This is a genomic window from Microcoleus sp. FACHB-68, from assembly GCF_014695715.1.
Taxonomy (GTDB): Bacteria; Cyanobacteriota; Cyanobacteriia; order Cyanobacteriales; family Oscillatoriaceae; genus FACHB-68.
Window position 1 is genome coordinate 1 of the sequence record NZ_JACJOT010000001.1, and the last position, 23,689, is coordinate 23,689.

At 44.8% G+C, this 23,689-nt stretch carries 28 protein-coding genes and 1 pseudogene; 20 read left to right on the forward strand and 9 right to left on the reverse strand.

The window, feature by feature from the left end:
• Nucleotides 1-166: 166 nt before the first annotated feature.
• The 3 genes and pseudogenes from H6F73_RS00005 to H6F73_RS00015 all read right to left on the reverse strand — a co-directional run bounded on the left by H6F73_RS00005 (nucleotide 167) and on the right by H6F73_RS00015 (nucleotide 1,943).
• Nucleotides 167-928, reverse strand: a pseudogene (locus H6F73_RS00005) (IS5 family transposase).
• Between the two features lie 59 nt (nucleotides 929-987).
• A complete protein-coding gene (locus H6F73_RS00010; protein ID WP_190756795.1) occupies nucleotides 988-1,683 on the reverse strand; it encodes an IS630 family transposase in 696 nt (231 codons plus the stop codon).
• Entirely contained in the window at nucleotides 1,584-1,943 is a 360-nt protein-coding gene (locus H6F73_RS00015) for a helix-turn-helix domain-containing protein (RefSeq protein WP_190756796.1), read from the reverse strand. The genes H6F73_RS00010 and H6F73_RS00015 overlap by 100 nt, the downstream gene beginning before the upstream one ends.
• Before the next feature lie 297 nt (nucleotides 1,944-2,240).
• On the opposite strand from H6F73_RS00015, the gene H6F73_RS25825 reads away from it, so the two are divergent.
• Both H6F73_RS25825 and H6F73_RS25830 read left to right on the forward strand, forming a co-directional pair.
• The gene (locus H6F73_RS25825) at nucleotides 2,241-2,741 is read left to right on the forward strand and encodes a helix-turn-helix domain-containing protein (RefSeq protein WP_199330339.1); all 501 of its coding nucleotides are present in this window, start codon (nucleotides 2,241-2,243) and stop codon (nucleotides 2,739-2,741) included.
• Nucleotides 2,742-2,743: 2 nt separating this feature from the next.
• A complete protein-coding gene (locus tag H6F73_RS25830; RefSeq protein ID WP_199330340.1) occupies nucleotides 2,744-3,241 on the forward strand; it encodes an IS630 family transposase in 498 nt (165 codons plus the stop codon).
• Between the two features lie 193 nt (nucleotides 3,242-3,434).
• Here H6F73_RS25830 and H6F73_RS00030 read toward each other — a convergent pair whose 3' ends face one another.
• Nucleotides 3,435-3,761, reverse strand: a complete 327-nt coding sequence (locus tag H6F73_RS00030; protein WP_190756798.1) for a transposase — start codon at nucleotides 3,759-3,761, stop codon at nucleotides 3,435-3,437.
• A gap of 24 nt (nucleotides 3,762-3,785) precedes the next feature.
• Nucleotides 3,786-4,268, reverse strand: coding sequence for a helix-turn-helix domain-containing protein (locus H6F73_RS00035; RefSeq protein ID WP_190756799.1), 483 nt, complete (start codon nucleotides 4,266-4,268; stop codon nucleotides 3,786-3,788).
• A 9-nt stretch (nucleotides 4,269-4,277) separates the two neighbouring features.
• On the opposite strand from H6F73_RS00035, the gene H6F73_RS00040 reads away from it, so the two are divergent.
• The 11 genes from H6F73_RS00040 to H6F73_RS00095 all read left to right on the forward strand — a co-directional run bounded on the left by H6F73_RS00040 (nucleotide 4,278) and on the right by H6F73_RS00095 (nucleotide 15,547).
• On the forward strand, nucleotides 4,278-4,589 hold the full coding sequence (locus H6F73_RS00040; protein ID WP_190756800.1) for a transposase: 312 nt from the start codon (nucleotides 4,278-4,280) through the stop codon (nucleotides 4,587-4,589).
• Between the two features lie 868 nt (nucleotides 4,590-5,457).
• Nucleotides 5,458-6,858 carry a sugar porter family MFS transporter gene (locus H6F73_RS00050; RefSeq protein ID WP_190756801.1) on the forward strand — a complete coding sequence of 467 codons (1,401 nt, stop codon included), beginning with the start codon at nucleotides 5,458-5,460 and terminating at the stop codon, nucleotides 6,856-6,858.
• 133 nt (nucleotides 6,859-6,991) lie between these two features.
• Nucleotides 6,992-7,630, forward strand: a complete 639-nt coding sequence (locus tag H6F73_RS00055; RefSeq protein WP_190757063.1) for a Uma2 family endonuclease — start codon at nucleotides 6,992-6,994, stop codon at nucleotides 7,628-7,630.
• A 123-nt stretch (nucleotides 7,631-7,753) separates the two neighbouring features.
• A complete protein-coding gene (locus H6F73_RS00060) occupies nucleotides 7,754-9,742 on the forward strand; it encodes an AAA family ATPase (protein WP_190756802.1) in 1,989 nt (662 codons plus the stop codon).
• Nucleotides 9,743-9,767: 25 nt separating this feature from the next.
• Nucleotides 9,768-10,127 carry an IS630 transposase-related protein gene (locus tag H6F73_RS00065; RefSeq protein ID WP_190756803.1) on the forward strand — a complete coding sequence of 120 codons (360 nt, stop codon included), beginning with the start codon at nucleotides 9,768-9,770 and terminating at the stop codon, nucleotides 10,125-10,127.
• A gap of 94 nt (nucleotides 10,128-10,221) precedes the next feature.
• Nucleotides 10,222-10,713, forward strand: a complete 492-nt coding sequence (locus H6F73_RS00070) for a transposase (protein ID WP_190756804.1) — start codon at nucleotides 10,222-10,224, stop codon at nucleotides 10,711-10,713.
• Between the two features lie 69 nt (nucleotides 10,714-10,782).
• Complete coding sequence (locus H6F73_RS27165) at nucleotides 10,783-11,856, forward strand: catalase (RefSeq protein ID WP_347239449.1); 1,074 nt, start codon at nucleotides 10,783-10,785, stop codon at nucleotides 11,854-11,856.
• A 363-nt stretch (nucleotides 11,857-12,219) separates the two neighbouring features.
• Complete coding sequence (locus H6F73_RS00080; protein ID WP_242072280.1) at nucleotides 12,220-13,449, forward strand: ATP-binding protein; 1,230 nt, start codon at nucleotides 12,220-12,222, stop codon at nucleotides 13,447-13,449.
• On the forward strand, nucleotides 13,442-14,041 hold the full coding sequence (locus tag H6F73_RS00085) for an RloB family protein (protein ID WP_190756806.1): 600 nt from the start codon (nucleotides 13,442-13,444) through the stop codon (nucleotides 14,039-14,041). The genes H6F73_RS00080 and H6F73_RS00085 overlap by 8 nt, the downstream gene beginning before the upstream one ends.
• 284 nt (nucleotides 14,042-14,325) lie before the next feature.
• Nucleotides 14,326-15,180 (forward strand): HIT family protein, encoded by an 855-nt coding sequence (locus tag H6F73_RS00090; protein ID WP_190756807.1) that lies wholly within the window; start codon nucleotides 14,326-14,328, stop codon nucleotides 15,178-15,180.
• Between the two features lie 46 nt (nucleotides 15,181-15,226).
• Complete coding sequence (locus H6F73_RS00095) at nucleotides 15,227-15,547, forward strand: HAMP domain-containing sensor histidine kinase (protein ID WP_190757064.1); 321 nt, start codon at nucleotides 15,227-15,229, stop codon at nucleotides 15,545-15,547.
• A 124-nt stretch (nucleotides 15,548-15,671) separates the two neighbouring features.
• Here the strand turns inward: H6F73_RS00095 and H6F73_RS00100 are convergent, their stop codons facing one another.
• Entirely contained in the window at nucleotides 15,672-16,817 is a 1,146-nt protein-coding gene (locus H6F73_RS00100; protein ID WP_190756808.1) for an AAA family ATPase, read from the reverse strand.
• Between the two features lie 201 nt (nucleotides 16,818-17,018).
• On the opposite strand from H6F73_RS00100, the gene H6F73_RS00105 reads away from it, so the two are divergent.
• From H6F73_RS00105 to H6F73_RS00135, 7 genes are read left to right on the forward strand one after another with little or no spacing between them, the layout of a single operon-like run.
• Nucleotides 17,019-17,354 (forward strand): NADH-quinone oxidoreductase subunit K, encoded by a 336-nt coding sequence (locus tag H6F73_RS00105; RefSeq protein WP_190756809.1) that lies wholly within the window; start codon nucleotides 17,019-17,021, stop codon nucleotides 17,352-17,354.
• Nucleotides 17,351-18,784, forward strand: a complete 1,434-nt coding sequence (locus tag H6F73_RS00110) for a cation:proton antiporter (RefSeq protein ID WP_190756810.1) — start codon at nucleotides 17,351-17,353, stop codon at nucleotides 18,782-18,784. The genes H6F73_RS00105 and H6F73_RS00110 overlap by 4 nt, the downstream gene beginning before the upstream one ends.
• Nucleotides 18,781-19,170, forward strand: coding sequence for a Na+/H+ antiporter subunit E (locus tag H6F73_RS00115; protein ID WP_190756811.1), 390 nt, complete (start codon nucleotides 18,781-18,783; stop codon nucleotides 19,168-19,170). Before H6F73_RS00110 ends, H6F73_RS00115 begins: the two co-directional genes overlap by 4 nt.
• Complete coding sequence (locus H6F73_RS00120) at nucleotides 19,167-19,418, forward strand: hypothetical protein (RefSeq protein ID WP_190756812.1); 252 nt, start codon at nucleotides 19,167-19,169, stop codon at nucleotides 19,416-19,418. The genes H6F73_RS00115 and H6F73_RS00120 overlap by 4 nt, the downstream gene beginning before the upstream one ends.
• Nucleotides 19,415-19,696: a monovalent cation/H(+) antiporter subunit G gene (locus tag H6F73_RS00125; RefSeq protein WP_190756813.1), complete on the forward strand. Its 282-nt coding sequence runs from the start codon at nucleotides 19,415-19,417 to the stop codon at nucleotides 19,694-19,696. The genes H6F73_RS00120 and H6F73_RS00125 overlap by 4 nt, the downstream gene beginning before the upstream one ends.
• Nucleotides 19,693-20,307, forward strand: coding sequence for a DUF4040 domain-containing protein (locus H6F73_RS00130; RefSeq protein ID WP_190756814.1), 615 nt, complete (start codon nucleotides 19,693-19,695; stop codon nucleotides 20,305-20,307). The genes H6F73_RS00125 and H6F73_RS00130 overlap by 4 nt, the downstream gene beginning before the upstream one ends.
• Nucleotides 20,304-20,963, forward strand: a complete 660-nt coding sequence (locus H6F73_RS00135; RefSeq protein ID WP_190756815.1) for a Na(+)/H(+) antiporter subunit B — start codon at nucleotides 20,304-20,306, stop codon at nucleotides 20,961-20,963. Before H6F73_RS00130 ends, H6F73_RS00135 begins: the two co-directional genes overlap by 4 nt.
• Nucleotides 20,964-21,238: 275 nt before the next feature.
• Here the strand turns inward: H6F73_RS00135 and H6F73_RS00140 are convergent, their stop codons facing one another.
• The 3 genes from H6F73_RS00140 to H6F73_RS00150 form a co-directional block, all read right to left on the reverse strand.
• A complete protein-coding gene (locus tag H6F73_RS00140; protein WP_190756816.1) occupies nucleotides 21,239-21,955 on the reverse strand; it encodes a carbonic anhydrase in 717 nt (238 codons plus the stop codon).
• A 134-nt stretch (nucleotides 21,956-22,089) separates the two neighbouring features.
• Complete coding sequence (locus H6F73_RS00145) at nucleotides 22,090-22,401, reverse strand: P-II family nitrogen regulator (protein WP_190756817.1); 312 nt, start codon at nucleotides 22,399-22,401, stop codon at nucleotides 22,090-22,092.
• Nucleotides 22,402-22,405: 4 nt separating this feature from the next.
• A complete protein-coding gene (locus H6F73_RS00150; RefSeq protein WP_190756818.1) occupies nucleotides 22,406-23,377 on the reverse strand; it encodes a sodium-dependent bicarbonate transport family permease in 972 nt (323 codons plus the stop codon).
• Nucleotides 23,378-23,689 lie beyond the last annotated feature (312 nt).

Sequence of the window (23,689 nt, forward strand, 5' to 3'; positions counted from 1 at the left end):
TCCTTGAGGTAATTTAACTTCTTTAGGCTATTCTGGGTTTTGGGTGAATTTCGTATAATGAGATACATAAAACTTCTCAACTAGCTATGGACTTTCATCTTGACCTGGGGGGGTAACAAGGAAGCTGAAACCTTGACAGAGAAAGGATGAGAGCTAGGGCGTGTCATCAAATCAACCAAATAACAGAAGCAGTCAGATAAATTGCCCCCAGAAAGTTGGTAGCACGTTTGTCATAGCGCGTCGCAATCGCAAGGGTACTGCTTGAGTTTGGCGAAGAAGTTTTCAATGAGATGACGGGCTTTATACAAGTCCTTGTCGTAAGCACGGAGGGTAGTGCGGTTACGCTTGGGAGGAATCACAGGGGTTTTTCCCTGTCTCTGAAGTTGGTCAAGCACTCGCTTATCCGCATCATATCCTTTGTCTGCAAGCACGGTGTTGGCAACCACGTCGGGCAGCAGTTTCTCGGCTCCATCCAGGTCGCAAGCTTGTCCAGGGGTGAGGTGAAAGCTCAGGGGGTTGCCCAATGCATCCACCGTGGCATGAATTTTGGTACTTAATCCGCCTTTGCTGCGACCAATCGCTTCTTGAGCTGGCTCCCCCCCTTTGCGCCCGCACTGTGTTGGTGGGCTCGCACAATTGTTGAGTCAATCATCGCGTATTCGTTGTCTGCATCCTCTGCCAAGTGCTGAAACACTCGCTGCCACACGCCGGTTTTTGACCATCGGCTGAACCGAGTGTGAATCACTCGAAAATCTCCAAATCGTGCTGGCAGGTCTCGCCAGGGTATCCCTGCCCGGTAGCGGTACAGCACGGCTTCGATAAACAACCGATTGTCTCTAGCGGTTACTCCCACATACCCTTTGCGTCCAGGCAGTAAGTCTTTGAGCCGCTCCCACTGGTCATCTCGCAGCGCGTAACGTCGAGTCATCTGTTCCTTGGTCGATTCTATTCTCAGCATTGCTGATTCCAGCTTACCTACAGAGGTTTTCAAATGAATAAGCCACAGTGAGCGAACCAATCTAGAGCATTATCAGAGGAAATACAATCATTGATAATTTGGGTTAAGGCTGGATCGAGGGCTTCACGGGTTCGAGCCTTGGCAGAACGTAGGAGCTGCTTAAGCTTGGACCAGCACAACTCAATGGGTGAGAGGTCTGGAGATTCGGGAGGCAAAAATACAAGCTTGGCTCCAGCAGATTCTATAGCCTCTCGAATCACATAGGCACGATGAACTGGCAAGTTATCCATCAAGACAATCGCCCCCGGCCAAAGTTGGGGAATCAGAACCTCCTGAATATAGAACAAGAACACATGAGTATTAACGCTGCCCACAACAGTCAGGGTCGCAATCAAGCCATCAATACTCATCGCACCGATTAATGAAATATTCTGCCCACGATTGCCAGGAGACTCACTGTCATACAGGCGTTCGCCCTTGGGGGCGCGACCGGACAAACGAGTCAATGCCAGATGGACTCCAGTTTCATCGATAAATACCAAATTCCGTGGGTCTACACTCAAACTCCACAGCCGATAAGCAAAGCGCAATTCCTTGACTCGCTCACTCTCTTGCTCACAGGCGACTAGGGTTTTTTTTTGACGCTCAAGCCCTGACGTTCTACAGCTCGCTGCATGGTTGAGACACTGACATTGATCCCACTGTTTTGGGCTAAGCCTGCACACAACTCCTCAAGCAGTGCATCAGGTTGAGCCTCTACGAGGGCTTTGACAATCAGCAACTGAGACTGTCCCAATTTAGCAACGGCTCCACCCCCATGAGGTTTAGGCTCTACGGTTCCAGTTTGTCGATAGCGTCGGGTGATATCTCTGACGAAAGATAAACTGACTTTAAAGCGTTTTGCTAGTTGCCGTTGCGACCCTTCTTTGGCTTGATAGGCTGCTATCACCCGTTGGCGTAAATCCATAGACAGTGGAGCTGGCATAGCTGGAGTCTTCTGTGGTTTCATCGGTGATTTCTAGCCTACCCTACTGTGGCTTACTCAATCAATAACCGCTGTAATTGATGACACGCCCTAGGTAAACAAAAAAAGATGGGTTGGCTATAGTGACAAACAAACCCAAAAATCAAAAAAATGCTAATCCAATTTTATGACGAGCATCTAGAGAAGCAACTGGGCCGCCCTCAGTTCCTCATACTACAGATCCTAATTAATACCAATTCTTGAAAAGGTGACTACAAATCGTGGAAAATAGTACCTTGAGTAGAGTTTGAGGAAAAAATGGCAGGAGTTTATAAGCTAGAAATCACAGAAAGTGAAAGCGAGCTAAAAAAACGACTGAGCCAAGAAAAAACAGGATCAGGAAAAGAACGATTACAACTGTTGTACATCCTCAAAACAAAAAAAGCTAAAACTATCAAAGAAGCCGCAGAACTTGTAGGGAGAAATCAAGTCACAGTCCAAGATTGGTTAACTAAATACCGTCAAGGAGGACTGATTAAGCTTTTAGAGAAAAAAGTCGGGACAGGAAGACCGAGGAAAATACCGGCGTGGGCAGAAAAAGAACTAGAGAAGAAACTTCAGTCCCCGACCGGATTCGAGAGTTATGGAGAAATTTGCTCCTGGTTAAGGGAGAGGCTAGGGATAGAAGCGAATTATAAAACAATGCATCAGTTAGTGTATTATCGACTCAAAGCCTCCCCAAAAATAGCCAGACCAAAAAGCGCAGAACAGTCAGAAGAAAGATTAAAAGATTTTAAAAAAACTTTGAAGTCAACCTAGCCATGCTGAGCGTGATAGCAGTAACAGTCATGGGGTTAGGGAAAGACATTCGATTTTTTTGTCAAGATGAAACGAGAATAGGACTAAAAACAATAAGTGGCAGAAGAATTACTTGTCGGGGGGTAAAACCATACGGAAAAGTGCAATGGAAATTCCAAGCAACGTATATATATGGGGTGGTTGAACCCGAAACCGGAGAGCATTTCTTTTATGAGTTTACCCATTTGAATAGTCAATGCTTTCAGATATTTTTAGAATGGGTGGCCCAAAAAATTCCGGATAGCGTGTTGATTATTCAATTAGATAATAGAAGGTTTCATAAAGCGAAAAAACTGAAAATACCGAAAAACATTAAAATAATGTTTCAGCCGTCGTACACACCGGAATCAAACCCCATAGAACAAGTGTGGCAATATCTTAAGCGAGGTTTGAGATGGGAATTACCAAAGAAATTATACCAATTTAATATGAAGCTGCATAGAATAAGGCTTCTAGAATGAAATTATAGGATGACAGTGAGCAGATTTGTTCGGGTGTAATTTCTTCCAAGAATTGTTGCAAACGCTGCCGTAATTGTTCAATAGTTGTAAAAACTTCACCTTGAAGTTGCTGCTTAATAAATTCCCACACTCTTTCAATCGGGTTGAGTTCTGGACTATGTGCCGGTTGACAGATCCCAATTAAATTTTCTGGCTATCGCAGTTCATTGCTCAGATGAGCGCCTGATTGATCCAACTGAATTAAGGCAATGTCTTCGCCTAATTCAACAGCTACTGCATCAATAAACTTTTGGAAATATTCTCTATTGAGCTGGGCATATTCACGACACAAATGCCAACCGCTTAATGGTTCCACTACTCCGTACAACCAAAAGTTCTCCCGCTTCCATAACACAGGTGCAACTGGCTTCACCCCAAAAGCCGTAATTAACTTTCCTGTTTCTGTTTTTAATCCCAAGCGGCTCTCATCTTGGCACAAATATCGTAGTCGCTGACCTTGAATAAATAACTTTTGCAACATTAATAGGGCCGATCCGATGTTTTTTTAAACCGCTAAAGCTGCCTCTACTTCCTGTTTGGCGCTACAAGGCCGAGGCACTTTTAATTTGGCTTTCAATCGGTAATGTACCCAGGAGTATACTGTGGCGTAGCTCAATTGCAAGTCATATTCTGTTTTGAGCCACTGCACAATTTCTGCGTAACTAGTGAAGCCCACTCCGGTTTCCAGACGTTCTTTTAGTCCCGTGAGCGCTTCTGACGTTAAGCGCGGTTTTTGACCGGGAGCGGTTTTCACCTCCAGCAACTCTGATAATCCACCCCGTCTGTACTTTTGTAACCATCGCGTGATTGTCGAGCCATCTCGTCCTATGCGGTGGGCTAGTTCTTTATGTTGTTGGACTTGGCCGGTTTTCAGCCACCACAATATTTGTATTCGTTCTCTTTGAGCTGCTGTGCGAGTCTGTTTTAGTTGTTTTTCTAAAAATTCTGCGCTCTCTTTGATCTCCAACAATAAACTTCTCGCCATCATCAGCACCTTTTGAATCTCTTTCTATTCTATGCAACTTCACCTAAATTTGGTATTAGTATAGATAAGATTAGTAAGCGCAAAGGCCATCAAGATTTTGCAACAGTTGTTTGTAATATTGAGCCAGGTCTACTCTTGGAGGTTACCGACAGTCACCAGCAGAAAGAGATTATTGAAGTTTTGAAGCAGCAACCGATAGAGGTGCGAGAACGGGTTGATGAAGTCAGTGTGGATATGTGGGGAGGATTACCCAATACCTCGCTTGTATTCGACCGATTTCATGTAATGAGACTCGTCAATGAAGAATTAAATACCGTCCGCTAATAAACCGGGATGGCTATTAAAGGGAGTAAATTTATTTTGATCAAAAATGGTGTGAATTTGGGCGAATAACAAGTCAAACTCATCGGAATATTGCAGCATTCTAAGCGTTTTAAGGTCGCTTATAAATTAAAATAGGAATTTAGAAATATTTCTGAAACTTGTAATACTGTTGAAGAGGGCAAGGAACAACTGCTCACATGGCTCGGAAAAGCCGATTCCGTATATGGGATTGTCTTAAAAACTATCAAAAATCATTTAAAGGGAATCTGCAATTACTTCTTAACTCACACAACTAGCGCAGTTATGGAGGGAAGTAACAATCGGCTCAAGCTGATAAAACGACAGGCTTATGACTTTGTTAACTTTGACAATTTTCCTACCCGGTTATTAGCTTGCTTTTCTGATTAGCTCCACTTATCACCAGAACTCCAGAAGAACCGAGCTACTTCATTCAAAATTATAAGTCAGTCTTAATTGGTATGGAGCTACAGTGTTAAGTTTATTCACTAAATATTACAGTTTCTTACATCGCCACTGCTTTAGTCCTAAAGATTGATGCGAACACCGGCATTAGAGCGAAAGAATGTTCCTGTAGTGAGAAATAAATTTACATCCTTCTCATAAGCGGGTTTATGCCAGCTCTCACATTAAACATGGGCTAGACAGGGAAGCTGAACAGCAGACAAATCCGGTCATTGTCCCGCTCGTTTACAAAAGTAGAAATGGCCAAGTTGAGAAGCAGTCTCTCGGATGGCAAACTACCTGTAGCAGTTGCTTACTATTCCTTGGCCGGCTTTTTATCTCAAGGTTCGTATGGATGAGCGAACCGACATCAATTTAGCTGTGTATTTGATAGGAAAATGAACCAATGAGGATTGATAACGAACCAGTTATTCATAATGCCAGCACATCCTATGTGTTAATGCTGGCACTGGTGGCCGCTATAGGCGGCTTTTTATTTGGTTTTGATACTGCTGTGATTAATGGCGCGGTAGGGGCTTTGGGAAGAGCTTTTCAGGCTAGTAGTGTGGAAGTAGGATTGGCAGTTTCCTCGGCATTACTGGGTTCAGCTGCGGGAGCTTTTTTCGCCGGCCAACTCGCTGATCGCTACGGGCGGGTCAAAACGATGATCGTCGCCGCCGGCCTGTTTTTGCTCAGCGCCATCGGTTCCGGGATTGCCTTTGGTATTTGGGATTTCATGTTTTGGCGATTGGTGGGCGGGTTAGCGGTCGGTGCTGCCAGCGTGATCGCCCCCGCCTACATTGCTGAAGTCTCACCAGCACATCTGCGCGGACGGCTGGGTTCTCTCCAGCAGTTGGCGATCGTTACCGGCATCTTTGTCGCCTTGCTGTGCGATTACTTCATCGCCGTGGGTGCCGGTTCTGCGGATGCCCCTTTTTGGTTTGGAGTGCCGGCTTGGCGTTGGATGTTCTGGACTGAGGTGCCACCAGCCATCCTCTACGGGATCGGGGCGCTGATGATTCCAGAATCACCCCGCTATTTAGTAGCACAAGGACGGGAATCGGAAGCTGGAGCTGTTTTAGCACGAGTTCTAGGCGGGGATGTTCAGGCTAAAATTGTGGAGATCCGGCAGACAGTCTTGCGGGAACGCAAGCCCCAACTGTCCGATCTTGTAGGCCGGCATGGCCTTCTGTCAATTGTCTGGATCGGGACTGGGCTATCCGTCTTTCAACAGCTGGTGGGCATTAACGTGATTTTCTACTACAGCAGTGTGCTGTGGCAAGCGGTGGGTTTTTCCGAGCAAAATTCCCTCTGGATTACTGTAATTACCAGTATCACCAATATTGTAACCACGCTCATAGCAATCGCTTTTGTAGACAAGTTTGGACGCAAACCGCTGCTGATCCTGGGTTCGATTGGCATGACGCTTACCCTAGGAACACTCGCGACAGTCTTTGGCAGTGCGACACTAGACGCTGCCGGCAACCCTGCCTTAACCGGAAATGCCGGCATCGTTGCCCTGCTAGCTGCTAACCTCTATGTCTTTTGCTTTGGCTTCTCTTGGGGCCCCGTGGTTTGGGTGATGTTGGGCGAAATGTTTAACAATAGAATTCGCGGCGCTGCCCTATCAGTCGCTGCTACTGCCCAGTGGATTGCCAACTTTGCCGTCTCTACTAGCTTTCCGCCCCTCAAGGATGTGGGATTGGGTTTTGCCTATGGTTTGTATACGACTGCTGCCGCAATTTCCCTGTTCTTTGTTCTGTTTTTCATTAAAGAAACGAAGGGTAAAGAACTGGAAGAAATGTAATAAAACCCGGCTTCCAGTTAACAGAAAATACCATTGTCGGATTGGGGATAATTTTACTTGATTGAGTTCCCCAATCCGTTGTTGTGTTTGCGGTCAAGTTACAATATCAGCTATCCGTAGCGGAGGTGCGATGATGAGCCGGCTACAAGCTACATTACAAACCGATACTTGGGTGAATGCCACTTGGGATGAATACCTTCTGGCACTCAGCGATCCTGCCTATGAAAAAGCTAGAGGCTATTACTATAACGGACGCATGAGGTTGGAAAGGTCTCCAGTTGGTAATCCCCATTCCCGCGATCATTTCATTGTGATTGCGGCGATTGCTCTGTTTGCAAGTATTCGGGGCATCGACTTGGACGGACACGATAACTGTACTTACCGCAAAGCCGGCAGTGAGGAAGCGCAACCGGATGTCTCGTTTTATCTGGGTGACAATGCAGAGATTGTACCTTGGGAAGCTACCATTATCGATCTGGATACTTACCCAACCCCAGATTTAGTGATTGAAGTTGCTTATTCTTCTCTTGCTGATGACAAAGGGGAGAAACGTTTACTTTACGAATCACTTGGAGTTCGTGAGTATTGGATTATTGATGTGCAAAATGTTCAGGTAATCGCCTTTGAGATTCAAAATCGAGGCAGTCGCAGAATTGAGCAATCTCTGGTGCTTGCCGGGTTAGAAATTGCAGTTTTAGAAGAAGCTTTTCGACTGAGCCGGCAAATGAATCATGGTAAAGTAAGTGCGTGGTTGCTGTCTCAGTTTCAATAGTGGTTGTAGATGCATTATTCCTGGGAAAGGAAAACCAAATATCATATATGGATGTTGACTTATTTAAAATGTAGTATATTTGTATTATACGAGCTATGCTTTTGACTTATCCATCCTAGATGAATGAAACTCACCTTTGTTAGACCCTATAAATCAATTACTTCTTTCCCAGAAACTGAACTAGCTGATTTTATAATCCTTACCGGCGTTAATGGTGCAGGAAAGACTCATCTAATAGAAGCCATTGAAAATGGCTCGATTCAGATTGACAATATCGCTTTAAACAACCAGACACGACCAATTCGTTTATACAATTGGACGAATCTTGTTCCGCAAGATAGTGGAGCTTTTTCCCTTTATCAGAGAACTCAAGAAAAGTATGGACTTTGGCAGGAGCTTTCTGGGCACATCAAGGAATATCGTCCTGAGATTCTGGATATGCTGCGACAGTGGAATCGGCTTGATCTTATGAACATGAATACTCGCCAGCTTATCAGTATGAAGCAAGAAGACTTAATAGCAACAGGGAGTAATCCAGAGCAAGCAAAGCAAATTATTCAAGCAATTCAAAACGCAGCTTCTAGTGCAACTCAAAATGTAATTTCCAGATTTATACAAAATACTCCAGGTCGTCAACCATTGATTAATCAACTGCAAGAGAATCTCAGCATTCCTCTCATTGCTTTTGAGGAGGATGACTTTTATGAAAATTTTCCTAAGATTTGGCTATCCGTTGATATGTTCCAACAGTCTTTCGGCAGGCTCTTCGTGGAGTATCAGAACAATTGGCTAAATAATCGGCTCAAAGCTTTGGCAAATTCAGAAGGTGAACCTGTCAGTTTTTTGACAAATGAAGAATTTTTAGTAAGACATGGAGAACCACCCTGGGTTTTTGTAAATAGTATTCTTGAGACCGCGAATTTAGATTTCCGAATCAATCAACCGCCTCAATATGACGATCGTCCTTATGAACCAATTCTGACTGATCAAGTAAGAGGAACCCAAGTAAAGTTTGCCGATTTATCCTCGGGAGAACGAATTTTAATGTCCTTCGCACTATGTCTTTACTACGCAGAGGATCGTCGTCAGCTTGTAGATTATCCAGAAGTTTTACTTTTCGATGAAATTGATGCTCCTCTTCATCCTTCAATGACTCAGTCACTCTTACGTACAATCCAAGAGGTACTGATCAATCGTCATGCAATTAAAGTAATACTAACAACACATTCACCATCAACGGTTGCCTTAGCGCCAGAAAACTCGCTGTATGCTATGCAAAAAACTGATCAACAGCGGTTGCAAAAGACAACAAAAGATAAAGCATTAGCTCTTTTAACAACTGGAGTTCCTACCCTGAGCATCGATTACGAAAATCGTCGCCAGGTCTTTGTTGAAAGTCAATATGATGTTCAGTTTTATGAACGCATTTACGAAAAATTAAAGGATAAGCTAATACCAGGAATTTCGCTGAACTTCATTTCATCTGGAGTAGCAGGAAAAGGAAATTGCGAGCAAGTGAAAGAGGTCGTTAATCGACTATATGAAGGGGGCAATAAAACCGTTTATGGGATTATTGATTGGGATTTAAAGAATCAGGGAAACAACCGGGTAAGAGTCCTTGGAAAAGAAAATCGTTATAGCATTGAAAACTATATTTTCGATCCACTTATTTTAACAGCTTTCTTACTTCGAGAGAAGTGGATTAAACGCTCTGAAGTCGGTTTGAGTGAAAATGAGACATATATTCATGTGGCTCATTTTGACAACAGTCGGCTTCAGCTAGTAGCTGACTTCATAGTGGATAAGGTTAGAACAACTTATGCTCCCCCACAAACTGAAGAAGAAAAACAGACGTGTGAGTATATTAGTGGACAGTCGATTAACTTGCCAGTATGGTTCCTCCAAATTAACGGACATCAGTTAGAAAACACTATAAAAGAGACTTTTCCTGAACTAAAACGCTTTCAAAAAGAAGATAAACTCAAACGAGAGATATTGTTGAAGGTTGTTGACGACATCCCACAACTTCTTTCTAAAGATTTTATCTCTTTATTTTCAGCAATACAGAATGTTAATACAGCGCTTTTGAGAGATATGAGGTACACTCAATGAAACATTAAAGGTATTAAGAATCACAATGAAACCGTACTCAGTTGATTTGCGAGAAAAAATAGTCAATGCTTACAACAGAGGCGACACGTCGGTTAGAAAAGTAGCCATTCAATTTGGTGTAGCGAAAAGCTATGTACAAAAGCTTCTCCAACTTAAGAAAACTCAAGGTCATCTAGAACCCAAAAAGCAAGGCGGTGCAATGAGGGGTAAATTAGATGGGTACGGTAGCGAATTAGCGGCAATGGTTCAAAGCCATCCCGACGCAACTCTAGCAGAATACTGCGAGTATTTTGGAGAGCAATATAACGTTTGGGTCTGTGCCAGTGTGATGTGCTGTGCATTACAAAAACAACAACTAAAGAGAAAAAAAAACGTTACGCAGTAGCCAAGCGAAGACAGAGGCAGTCCAAAAGCGGAGGATAGAGTATTGGGAAAAGGTCAAACACATTGATCCAGAAGACCTAATCTTTATTGACGAAATGGGGATTTTACTAGGTCTGGCCCGAACTCATGGCAGAAGCAATCGCGGTAGCAGAGTCTATGACTTTAAGCCTTATTACCGAGGCGCGAAAGTGAGTGTGATTGGGGCAATCAGCTTAAAGAAGGTTTTGGCAGTCATGACCCTAGACGGCTCAATGAATGGGGATGTCTACAAAGTTTTCATCGAACATTTTCTCCTTCCACAATTATGGGTAGGTGCAGTCGGTGTCATGGACAATCTACCTGCACATAAAGTTAAAGAAATCCAACCTTTGATTGAATCAGTTGGTGCAAGTATTCTGTATATGTCTCCGTATTCTCCTGAGTTTAATCCTATTGAACATTGGTGGTCACAATTAAAAGCGTTCCTTAAACAATTTTCCCCTGTCACCGCGTCTGGAGTTGATGGTTTAATTAAAATAGCACTTCAATTAATGAATCCCGAACATCTCAAAAATTGGTTTACACATTGCTGCTACTGTACCTCATAAGCTCCGAATTTGCTGTAAGTAACTATTAGAGATTAATGAGGATTTATCAGGCAATTCGTATAAAGCAGTATATGTAATTGTAAACTTGAAGGAAGAGAGCGCCAAACCAACCTGCGGGATGCGAATATGCAGTGGGATTTCTGGTCGCTCAATCCTGAGTCGCTGCACCAAATTACAATTTTGTTTAGTGATCGGGGACTGCCGGCCAGCTACCGCCACATGAATGGCTATGGCAGCCACACCTTCTCCTTTGTGAATGCCGAGGGTGAGCGCTTCTGGTGCAAGTTCCACTTCAAGACTCGTCAGGGCATCAAGAATATGACCGGCGAAGAATCTGCTAATCTCATTGGGATTGACCGTGAATCTCATCAGCGCGATCTGTTTGAAGCGATCGCACGGGGTGAGTTTCCTAGCTGGACAGTTAAAGTCCAAGTCATGACCGAAGAGCAGGCTAACACCTTCCAGTGGAACCCGTTTGACTTGACGAAAGTGTGGCCCCACAGTGACTTTCCGCTCATCGAAATTGGGGTTCTGGAGTTAAACCGCAATCCCCAAAACTACCACGCTGAAGTAGAGCAAGCGGCGTTTAGCCCCTCCGTGTTTGTGCCCGGTATTGGCCCTAGCCCTGATAAAGTGTTGCAGGCGCGATTGATGTCCTATCCGGATGCTCAGCGCTATCGCATTGGTACGAACTATCAGCAGTTGCCGGTTAATCAGCCTCGCTGTCCGGTGATGCACTACCAACGGGACGGTGCGATGTCCACCGGCTACGGCGGCAGCAGCCCTAATTACTATCCCAACACTTATGACAGTGCTCCCAAAGAAGCCCCTGATTACAAGGAACCCGGATTGAGTTTAGGGGATGTAGTCGCAGATCGCTATGATTCCCGCGATCAAGATGACTATACTCAAGCCGGCAATCTCTGGCGCATCTTCTCTGAAGACGAGAAGAACCGCACAGCACAAGCGATCGCCGGTGCACTGAGCGGCGCACGGCAAGATATCCAAATGCGGCAACTGTGCCACTTCTTCCGGGCTGATGCCGATTACGGTCAGCGTGTTGCTCAGGCGTTGACCATTGAGCTTGATCCGGCTATGTTGCAACAAAACCAACAAAACAATCCTCAGCCAATAACAATTTAAATCATTAGCTATCTGTTTTCTCCTTTGGGTGGGTAAACCTCTTGCGAAGAGGGGTGTACTCCTACCCAAAGGAGTTTTTGCGTAATGCCGGCTTCCCTTTCTGGATCTGACAATCTTCAGGTGTTGCCGGCATCGAAAACTACAGTCGGCTAACTTTTAATTGTGCTGGTTAGGTTGCCATCAGTACCTATGCACAAAGTAAAACATTCTTCTCCTCTAGCGCTTTTTTCCAATGACTGTTATCCTTATTACATAAATATGTGATTTATTCACACATATTGCGTTTAATGCGAAGCAAGAGTCATGCTTATTGAGTTTAGTGTTAGCAACTACAGATCTTTTAAGGAGGAAGTCACCTTTAGTATGGTGGCTGCGAATATTCATGCAAAAGATAAGCAGCTTGATGACAACAATGTTTTCGCAGTAGACAACGATTTGAAGTTGCTCAAAAGCGCTGCCATATATGGAGCGAATGCTAGTGGTAAAAGCAACCTTGCCAAAGCCTTGAGCTTTATGAAATGGTTCATGGTTAATTCATCTAAAGAAACCCAGAGTACAGATGAAATAGGGGTGGAGCCTTTCAGACTTAGTACAGAAACCGAGGAGGAACCATCCTGCTTCCAGCTGGTATTTTTAATGGATGGTCGAAAGTATAGATATGGATTTGAGGCAAATCGAGAAAGAATTGTTTCAGAATGGCTGTTTTATGTACCCAACATAAGAGAAACCCAACTATTTTATCGTGAACTTGATAGGTTCAAAATATCTAAGAGTTATAAAGCTGAGGGCCTTCAGCACAGAACAAGAAACAATGCACTATTTTTGTCTGTTTCTGCTCAGTTTAATGTTAAAATTGCAGAAAATATTTTAGAATGGGTAACTGAAAAGCTAAATATTATCTCTGGATCAAATGATGAAGCGTATTTAAACTATACAATTAATTGTTTAATCAATAATAAAAATAAAAACGAGATTCTTCAAATAGTTAAAAACTTAGATTTAGGGATTGATGAAATACAGGTTAACCAGGAAGACTTGACGGCTGATTTGCTGCCTGATGAAATGCCTGAAGAAATTAAAAAACTAATTCTTAAAGCTGCTATAGAAGGTAAAGCAACTTCAATTAGGACTATACATAGGAAATTTGATAAAGATGGCAATTATAAATCAATCGAGAAACTTGATTTTCATAGCCATGAATCTGAAGGGACACGCAAAGTTTTTGCTTTAGCCGGCCCCCTATTCACTGTAATCAAGAAGGGCGAAGTTCTGATTGTTGATGAGCTTGATGCAAGACTTCATCCTTTGATCAGTTTGGCGATTGTTGAGTTATTTAATTCAAATGAGACAAACCCTAATAATGCTCAGTTAATATTTATGACTCATGATACTAATTTGCTCAGTAATAAACTTTTTCGTAGAGATCAGATATGGTTTACGGAAAAAAATAGATATGGTGCAACAGACTTATACTCATTAGCAGAATATAAGGTACGCAATGATGCTTCATTTGAGAGTGAATATATAAAAGGTAGGTACGGTGCGATTCCCTATATTGGAAATCTGAATTACTGGGCGGATTCTCATGTCTAAGCAGAGAGATAACTCTAGGGGGTATTCGCTTAGGAAAGTTAATATTAGAGAAATTAAGCAGAGATTTCTCATTGTGTGTGAGGGAGTGGAAACAGAACCCAATTACTTTAGAGGTTTTCGTGTACCTACAGTGAAAATAGAAATACAGGGTTTAGGAAAGAATCCGAGTAACTTGATTAAGACAGCTAAGGACTTGAATGATAAGGAAGAGTATGATCAGGTTTGGTGCGTGTTTGACCGTGACTCTTGGACTAAGCAAGATTTCAATAATGCTATTTCCAATGCTGAAAGTCAAGGCTTTGCAGTAGCTTATTCTAATGAAGCTTTTGAATTATGGTATGTCCTACATTTCCAGCCCCTCAACAGTGGAATTTCCAGAAGTGACTATTCTCAAAAGCTGACCTCTCTGCTTGGTAAAAACTATCAGAAAAATAGTCCGCGTATGTATGATGACTTGCTCGACAAACAGACGACTGCGATCAAGAATGCTGAAAAACTTCTTGAACAGTATGATCCTCATAATCCAGAGAAAGATAACCCATCAACAACAGTACATCGACTGGTTAAGGAACTCAATAGGTTTATTCGATAAAAGGCTTAAAAGTATTTTGACACCAACTTCTCAAGATACTGAATGGCATCAATTTATCAGTTGATGGTAGCTCTAAACCCTGAACAGCAACAGATAATCTTTCGCTACGCCCTCACCAAGAACTACAGCCGGCTAAGTGTGACGTTGCGTGCCGGTGGATAACCTTTCAAAACTCAACAGACAACTTTTAAGCGGTTGGGTGCAGCGATTTGTTATGCTGCTGATTGGGCGGTTTGAACGGTGCACCCTCAAATTCTGTCTAATCGAGACAGATTTATGGTTCCATGAAAAAGCTAAAAAATCAATTTAGCCACCTCACGGCAATCGAAAGAATTAATCTGTCATTTCCTGCACAGTTATTATTGGATAAAAATCTAATACAAGGTAAAGTTCTAGATTTTGGTTGTGGCTTCGGTAATGACGTGAAGTTATTGCAACAAAAAGGCTTTGATATTACCGGCTACGATCCTTATTATTTTCCCAAACACCCTATTGACAAATTTGACACAATCATTTGTTTTTATGTGCTAAACGTTTTGTTTCCTGAAGAACAAGCGAACGTTCTCATGGAAGTGTCACATTTATTGAAGCCGGGAGGCAAAGCTTATTACGCAGTGAGAAGAGATTTAAAAAAAGAAGGTTTTCGAGAACATTATATTCATAAAAAGCAGACATATCAGTGCATCGTTAAACTTCCTTTTAAATCAATTCATTCAGATGAGTATTGTGAAATCTACGAATACATTCATTATAACTATCAAAGAAACTCAGAGAATAAGTGCATATTCTGTAATCCCTATAAAAGTTTAACGCTGGTAACGGAATCAGCCACAGCTTATGCCATGTTGGATGGTTATCCTGTGAGTAAGGGTCATGTCTTAGTTGTACCAAAAAGACATATTGCCAATTATTTTGAACTGCCATTTAAAGAGCAATCGGCTTGCTGGTTTATGGTTAACAAAGTCCAAGAAATTTTAACTGAGCAATTTCATCCTGCCGGCTTTAACGTGGGAATGAACATTAATCGAGCTGCCGGCCAGACAATGATGCACGCGAATATTCATATTATCCCTCGTTACCCAGGGGATGCCGGCGGTGCTAAAAGCGGCATGAGAAATGTGATTCCTAAGAAAAATTAGAAATTAAAAATATGGCTTTGAGCCAGGTAAACCGGCATCGGCAGTCCTGAATGCCATAACCTACACTGATGCAACAACTTCTAGTGAAATTTGCATCAGTACCGAAATTACGAGCGATCATCGAGTTGCGATTAAAATTGCTGATAATGGGCCAGGAATCCCGGAACAGGTCAAACAACGAATTTTTGAACCATTTTTTACGACCAAACCTGCCGGCAAAGGGACAGGAATGGGAATGTCAATTACCTATCAAATTGTTACAGAAGCTCATAACGGGCTGCTTAAATGTCATTCAAGGCCGGGAAAGGGAACAGAATTCGTGATTGAAATTCCCTTGCAAAAGCAGCAACCTGACAAGAAAACTTGAGAAGGCTAATCACCGGCCTGTTAATTCATTTTCCCAATATTCTACCGCTTACAGAATTAGGATAATTCGGCTCTTGGTAGGGTAACAATCAATACCTTGATATCCCTTATCCCCTCTGCCTTCTTTAACTCAAGCGCTGGCGAAGCCACAAAGCAAAGAGAGGCAAAGCAAGTCGGTAGCCTTGTTCAGAACCATAAATCAAGCCTTTGTGCTGCAATCCCGCGATTGCGCCTTGGAGACTGCCCCCTCTGGACAAGTAATGCTTGTGAATGTAATCTCGACTTTGTGGCTTGTCGGTAGGGTCTAACGCCAAAGACTCCAACAGATGCGCCTGATTGGCTGGCAGCAGCATCAGTAATGACTCGAAGACCATTGATAAGTCGGCTAGTAATTCTTGGATAGCCTGCTGGACGTGCCAATCGCGAATTAGCCCGTCAGACACTCGTACCGACTTGAGGCGTCGCACCAGTGCCGAAGCATCGCCTAAGTGTCCCTGCACCGCATTGACAAAGAGTTCCAGCGCAAGCGATCGCGGATCGAACCTCAGCGCTTCAGTATGCAAGACTTCCTGAACCCAAGCAGCAACCACATCATTAGCTAAGGGAGCCAGCTGCACGATTTCCAAATTATTGCCCAGTTCATCGGGATGAATGCAGGTTTCTGCGATCGTTGCCACCAGTACATAACTCACCTGAGTCTGACGCTCAATCTCTTTCCGCAAAAATTTTTCCCACACCCCATTGCGATCCCAAGAGCGGATATGGGGAAAGCTTTCCAAAATCAGCACCACTCGTTCGCCGGAAGATTCGGCTAAACTTTGCAGGAGAGGGAGTAAGCGCTCAAATGCTCTCCATTGTTGCTGTTGATCTTCTACACGAAAGGGTTTCAGCCGCTGAGTGCCATTTCCTTCATCTTTCAGGACAAATAATTCAGATGCCTTGCGTTCAATCCACTCTGCTATTAGCGCTTGAGCATTTGCACTTTGAAAAGCCTGCTCTATGCTCTCGCACAGCAGTTGCACAAAGCGCTGAGCATCGGTAACTCGGATACAGTCAACCTCCAGAATTTTAGCGCTAACTTCCTGAGCCGCCCGCCGCACCAGAGTCCGCCTTCCGCTTCCCGGCACTCCCACAATTAGCAGGTCGCCATCACGGGCTAAAACTTGGGTAATTCGCTGGAATTGCGCTTGCCGGCCAACTAATTCAAACGGTGCTGATAAATCCAAAAGATTGACTATATCGGTGGGCGAGTCAGGGCTGAGGTTAAGCATTGATTTGTCAATCGGTTCTCTTTTCCGGCTATTGCGTGTTTCATCCTACCCGATCTCAAGCTCAAACCAACGGCTTGGTATGGTATGAGTCTATCGTTTCCCTTGGCACTTTTCAATAGTGTTGATACGCCCTAGCACCATTAAACAGTGCTATATATGTTTTAGCACCATTTTTCAGGTATTTACTCATAGGCAATTCCCGTGTTAGAAGCATTTGTCTTCGCAACAATATTCTGCGGATTTTTCGGCATCATCCTTAAAAAGAACCTCGTTATGAAGATCATCTCTATGGATGTTATGAGTACCGGGGTTATCGCCTATTACGTGCTGGTTGCATCACGAGATGGTTTATTCACGCCCATTATTTCAGACGCGGCAAATGGGGCTTACGCCGATCCGGTTCCCCAGGCAGTCATATTGACGGGGATTGTGATTGGCTTTTCGATTCAGTGCTTAATGCTGGTCGGTGTCATGAAGTTGGCGCGGGATAATCCCACCCTGGAAACCAACGAGATTGAGAAGAGCAATACGCCATGACTACCATTACCATCGCATGGATTGCACTCCCGTTTCTTTTGGGGTTCACCATTTATCTGCTCCCCAAAGTTGACCGATACCTCGCACTGTTCACGGCATTTGTTTCGGCTGGATATGCCTTGCAGCTATTTGCCGAACAGTCACGCCTGACACTAGAGTTACTAGATCATTTCGGCGTCACATTAATTGTCGATCAGTTAAGCGGCTACTTTATATTGACCAATGCGCTAGTAACAGCCGCAGTCATCCTCTACTGTTGGCACAGCGATAAAACAGCTTTTTTCTATGCACAAGCCATCATTTTGCATGGCAGCATCAATGCCGCATTCGCCTGTGCGGACTTTATCAGTTTATACGTGGCGCTAGAGGTCAGCGGGATTGCTGCGTTTCTCTTGATTGCCTATCCCCGCACCGATCGCTCGATTTGGGTTGCCTTGCGCTATCTGTTTATCAGCAACACGGCAATGCTGTTTTATCTGGTGGGCGCGGCGCTAGCCTATCAGACCAATCATTCGTTTAGTTTTGCAAGTTTGCGCGGGGCACCACCGGAGGCGCTGGCCCTGATCTTTCTGGGACTCTTGGTTAAGGGGGGAATCTTTGTATCAGGATTGTGGTTACCGTTGACCCACTCGGAATCGGAAACGCCGGTGTCAGCGATGCTGTCGGGAGTTGTGGTAAAAGCCGGTGTTTATCCGCTAGTGCGTTGTGCGCTGATGGTGGAGGAGGTCGATCCGCTGATTCGGATCTTCGGAGTCGGGACAGCGTTGCTGGGAGTAGGCTATGCCGTCTTTGAAAAAGATACCAAGCGGATGCTGGCGTTTCATACGGTTTCGCAGTTAGGCTTTATCCTCGCTGCCCCAGTCGTAGGTGGCTTTTATGCACTGACTCACGGACTGGTCAAATCGGCACTCTTCCTGATTGCAGGTGCTTTACCGAGCCGCAACTTCAAGGAGTTGCAACACAAGCCCATCAATACAACCGTCTGGATTGCTCTGGTCATCGCCAGCTTCTCAATCTCAGGCTTTCCCTTATTGTCTGGCTTTGGGGCAAAGGTGTTGACGACGAAAAATTTACTGCCTTGGCAAGCGATCGCCATGAACGTTGCGGCTTTGGGAACAGCCATCTCGTTTGCCAAATTCATATTCTTGCCGCATAAAGCTGCCGGCGAGGACGTAGTAAAGCCCGGTTTCTGGCCGGCGACAATCCTGCTGCTCGGTGGCCTGTTTGCGGCAAACATTGTGTATTACGAGGCGTATAGCCTTGCCAATATTGTGAAACCACTGGCAACTATCGGCCTTGGCTGGTTGGCGTATCTTTTGATTTTTAAACGATCCCTACTCAAGCTGCCCCGTGTTGTGGAGCAATTTGAGCATCTGATCGGTGGAATGAGTCTAATGTTGCTCCTGCTCTTCTGGATGGTGATGGCATGATTGGACATTTGAATCTGATATTGCGACTAGCCATCTGGTTTTTGCTCACCGCCAATCTGAGTGTGGCAAATATCATCATCGGTGTCAGCATCGCACTCTTATTACCGGGACGCCCCAAAACCCCGGAAGCATTAAATGATTGGCTGCGGGCGCTGTGGGAAACTCTGGTGGCGATTCCGCAGGCATATATGGAAGCCTTTGAAATGATCGTCCGTCCCCATAATCACGAAGATGTGACGATGGAACAAGTCAAACCACAACGCACACCTGGACTCATCTTCCTGGATATCTTTCTAATCACGTTTACGCCCAAGACCATTGTCTTGAAGTACCACGAAAATGGCTGGTACGAAGTCCACTGGGTACGAAGGAGGAGAAAAGCATGAACTTGGCACTGATTGCGATGATTCTGGCTCTGCTCATACCCATGTACGAGGCTTGGCAGGATGATGATATTTGGCAAAAAATGTTGGCATTTGCCAGTGTCGCTACCAAAGCATCAATCATACTCCTGGTTGTATCGGTCTTACGGGATGATTGGATGCTCGGTGTTGTAGGAGTCATCATCCTGAGTGTGGGTAATGCCGGATTAATGTTGTTGGCACAAATCCTTAAACGCCTGAATGAAGTATGATCACCGCACTTAGTTACACCTGCATCGGTATAGGAATTTTCTTCTGGTTTTGGGGAACCTTCCCCCTAATCGGCGATCGCTCGGTATTATTCAAGCTGCATACTCTTTCGGTTGCAGATACCCTCGGCTCGATGCTCATCATTGTTGGACTGCTCCTGCCGAAAGTACCTAGCGAATGGCCGCTGCTCATCCTTGGCATCATCACCTTGGCAATCTGGAATACAGTGATCGGGTATGTGTTGGCCTACTGTTCCAGCAGTGGAGGGAATCAATCATGAATGATAGCTATATCTATGTCATAACCGCCCTGATGCCGTTGTCCGCGCTCATGCTGCTACTTCAGACCAATCCATACCATGCCCTGGTAATCCAGGGAATACAGGGAGCGGTAGCAACATTGGTATTTGCGGTTTTGGGGGCGGCGGATGTTGCTTTGACGCAAGCTTTGATGGGTACTCTCCTGGCGATTACGCTTTATGCGATCGCGGTGCGTTCATCGCTGGTGATGCGTCTTGGTGTACTCGAAGATGGGGCGATTGGGCAAAGCGCAGTGCCAAAGGCAATCAAGACAGATGACGAGTCCCATTTTGGGCAACTAATGGATGACTTACGAACAATTTTTGGCAAACATTATATGCGTCTTGAGGTAGTCCCGTACACGAATATGCAAGCCTTGCACCGAGCGCTGATGGACAAAGAAGTCCATGCAACCTGCGCTATACGAGACTACGACAATCAAGACCTCGTAGCGAGTGAGGACGAACAGCAACCCTATCACACCACAACTAGGGTTCAACGCCTCTATGACATCATGCGAACCGAACTTTCGTCACCGGCGACAAGCCTAACCTATGTAAATGCACCGGATTCAGGGGAGAAACATCTATGAAATGGGTTTACATTGCTGCGGGGATAGCGCTGTTTGTCAAATTCCTGGTCATGCCCAATCCGGCACCGGACTTATCGCTCTCGATTGTCCAAACGCTTGTACATGAGAGTGGAGTACCTAATGCAGTTACGGCTGTCATTCTCAGGAATCGGCTGTATGACACGATCTTTGAAGTGGTGGTATTTACGATCGCGGTAATGGGTGCAAAGTTTCTGCTAGCTGATGAAAGACCGTTCTGCACGATCTATCAGTTCACCGATCAACCATCGATTGTTATGGCGCGTCTGGGAGCAACCATTGCCGCGTTGGTGGGTATCGAACTGGCGATTCGGGGGCATTTGAGTCCCGGCGGTGGTTTTGCAGCCGGCGTGGCGGGTGGAACGGCAATCGGCCTTGTTGCGATTACCTCATCAACCGAGTGGATGCAGGAGATTTATAAGCGCTGGCACGCTGCTACATGGGAAAAGATTTCAGTTCTTATTTTCATTGTCCTGTCGGTGATCACTCTAGCCGGCTTAGAATTACCGCACGGAGAATTAGGCACACTTTTCAGCGGCGGAGTTATCCCCTTACTCAATATTTTGGTGGCAATAAAAGTTGCGTTGGGTTCTTGGGCGGCTATTTTGGTTTTTATTCATTATCGAGGATTGTTGTGAGGGATAGGAGGCTGGGGAATTACACTCAGCAATTCTCATTTGGAAATCCATCCAATTCCTATCAGCGCTTTACTCAAACAGTGCTGAAATGACGCGAACAAACCCTAGTTTTATCTTAACCTCAAGTAGCGCTCGCGCTGCCGGCATGGAGGGATACACTGATGGAATCATCGGTGATTCTGCGCGAAAAATGAGGAGGATCGCCCTACTACTAACAACTTCCAAATTAAGGGGAAGTAGCAATGATTGCAACAGAAGCGATCACTCTTCTGTGCCTAAATTAAAGTGACTTCTCCCGTGTCCAAATCATACCGGCCTCCAACGATTTTGAGTTTTTCATCTAGCAATCGTTGAGAGATGATCGGTGAATTATGTTTCAATTTCTCAATTTGATAATGAACATTGGCAGTCACGGCGTTATCAACCGGATCACCGGCTTGATCTTTTATCTTGGCGAGAGCAGGTTTAATCGCCTTAACAAAAGAACCGATCTGACCTGGAAGCGGTTCCCCCTCTACAGCGGCAGTGACAGCCCCGCAGCGTTCATGACCTAAAACCATAATCAGAGGCGTGCCAAGCATTGCTACAGCGTATTCCAGACTACCCAGCACCTCTGGAGTCACGATATTACCGGCAACGCGGATATCAAATAAGTCACCGAGTCCTTCATCAAACAAAATTTCTGGAGAAACTCGTGAATCTGCACAAGTTAGCAGCGTTGCAAAGGGGTGTTGTCCTTGGGCAATTTCTTTAATTCGTGCCGGCGATTGATCGGGATGCGTACCCTTTTCTTGGACAAATCGTTGATTGCCGTCCATTAACCGTTTTAGGGCAGCATCCGGACTGGTAGACTCAAGTACAGCAGCGTTCGCCCGGTCTGATTGCAAGTTCCAGAATGCACTGCCGGCAACAGCAGCCATCAGCGCGATTCCACCCTTGCCGGTTAAATTCAAGAAATTGCGACGCCCCATCAACCCATTGTTTTCATTCATGGCTATTGAAGAGAAGTAAAGTTTGCAGATGAAAAATTAAAAGTTGAAACTGTGAGACAAGACTGCCTCTGGCTTTGACTGAAGCTTTTTTTGTTAATTTATTCAGATCTTGCCAGAGACAGAATTTTATTATCTTACAGTGAGGCAACGCATTGGGTCGAGCGAATTTCTATCGCATCGGAAATGTAACAGGTGCCGCCAAACTTGTTGAGAATGGGTCGAATCAGTGCCACAACCGGCTTGATTTTTTCTGGGGCGCAGAACGCGATGATACAGACATTATCCAGCATGGTCATGTCTAAATCTTCGTAGCCTTGTCTAAACCCCTGCCCAGCGACGTTTCGGATCACCAGATAACCCGTTACATCAGGCTGTTTTAAGGCATCCAAAATCTTGCCAAGTTCAAATGAATTCGCAACGATTTCTATTCGTTTAACAGAATGCACGATTTTACCTCCAGAACATATCAATTGCGTACAGATAAACAGGAATTCCCACAATGATATTGAAAGGAAACGTTACAGCCAGAGCCGTAGAAACGTACAGGCTGGGGTTTGCTTCCGGAACTGTTAAGCGCATGGCAGCGGGAACGGCGATATAAGAAGCACTTGCACTCAACACTGCAAATAAGAGGGCGTCTCCCTTGGGCATTCCGATAAATTTTGCAATGAAAATCCCAATGACTGCATTGAGGATTGGGATCAGGATCGCAAAAGAGATGAGGAATGTGCCGGTTTTTTGCAAGTCCTTAATTCTTCTGGCAGCAACCAGTCCCATATCGAGCAAAAAGAACGTCAGGACACCGTAGAATAGCCCTTGAGTAAAGGGTTCCAAAACTTTCCAGCCGTGTTCTCCGGTTAGGACTCCGATGATCAGGCTGCCAACTAGCAGAAATACCGAGCTATTGAGGAAGGCATCTCGCAGCACTTCGGGCCAGGAAAAGTCCCGCTCTCCCTGGTCGGCTGTGAACAGATTGACGAGAATCAGCCCGACGATAATTGCCGGTGATTCCATGAGCGCTAGAGCTGCAACCATATATCCATCATACTCAATCCCCAATTCGCTTAAGAAGGCTCCGGCGGTGATGAAAGTGACGGCACTGATGGAGCCATAGGTTGCGGCGATGGCGGCGGCATCGTAGGTATCGAGCTTGAGCCGAAGAATGAAAAACGTATAAATCGGCACAAAACACGCCATCAAAATGGCTGCCAGGAGGGTAAAGACCACTTCCTGAGTAACGCCACTTTTAATGAGTTCCACTCCACCCTTAAAGCCAATGGCAAATAGCAGATAAAGTGACAGTAACTTTGGAAAAGGAGCCGGTACTTCAAGATCGGATTTAACGAAAACAGCCACCATCCCTAGAAAGAAAAAAAGGATTGGTGGGTTCAGAATATTAGAAATGATCAAACTTGCATCCATATCTACTCCTTATGCTAAACAGCAAAGAATTTGCAACAAATTTTAATCATGACTGACTTGATGCGGTTAAATGTAAAGCATCATAGATTGCGTAGAACCACTGTATGCCAATTGAGCGAATAAAAAGCTATATGGAATTGTTATAGGTCTCATAAAAAAGACTTTTTTCAGCCCAGAAGGGCTTTGGGGACTGGGTTTGACGGGCATGGTAGGCTCGATGCAGCGAGGGCGTCCGGTCGTTGGTTGCGATCGCTCCCAGACAAAAGCCTGAGTGCAAACATTGTTTGCTCAGCTTCTGGCCGGCACGCCCTC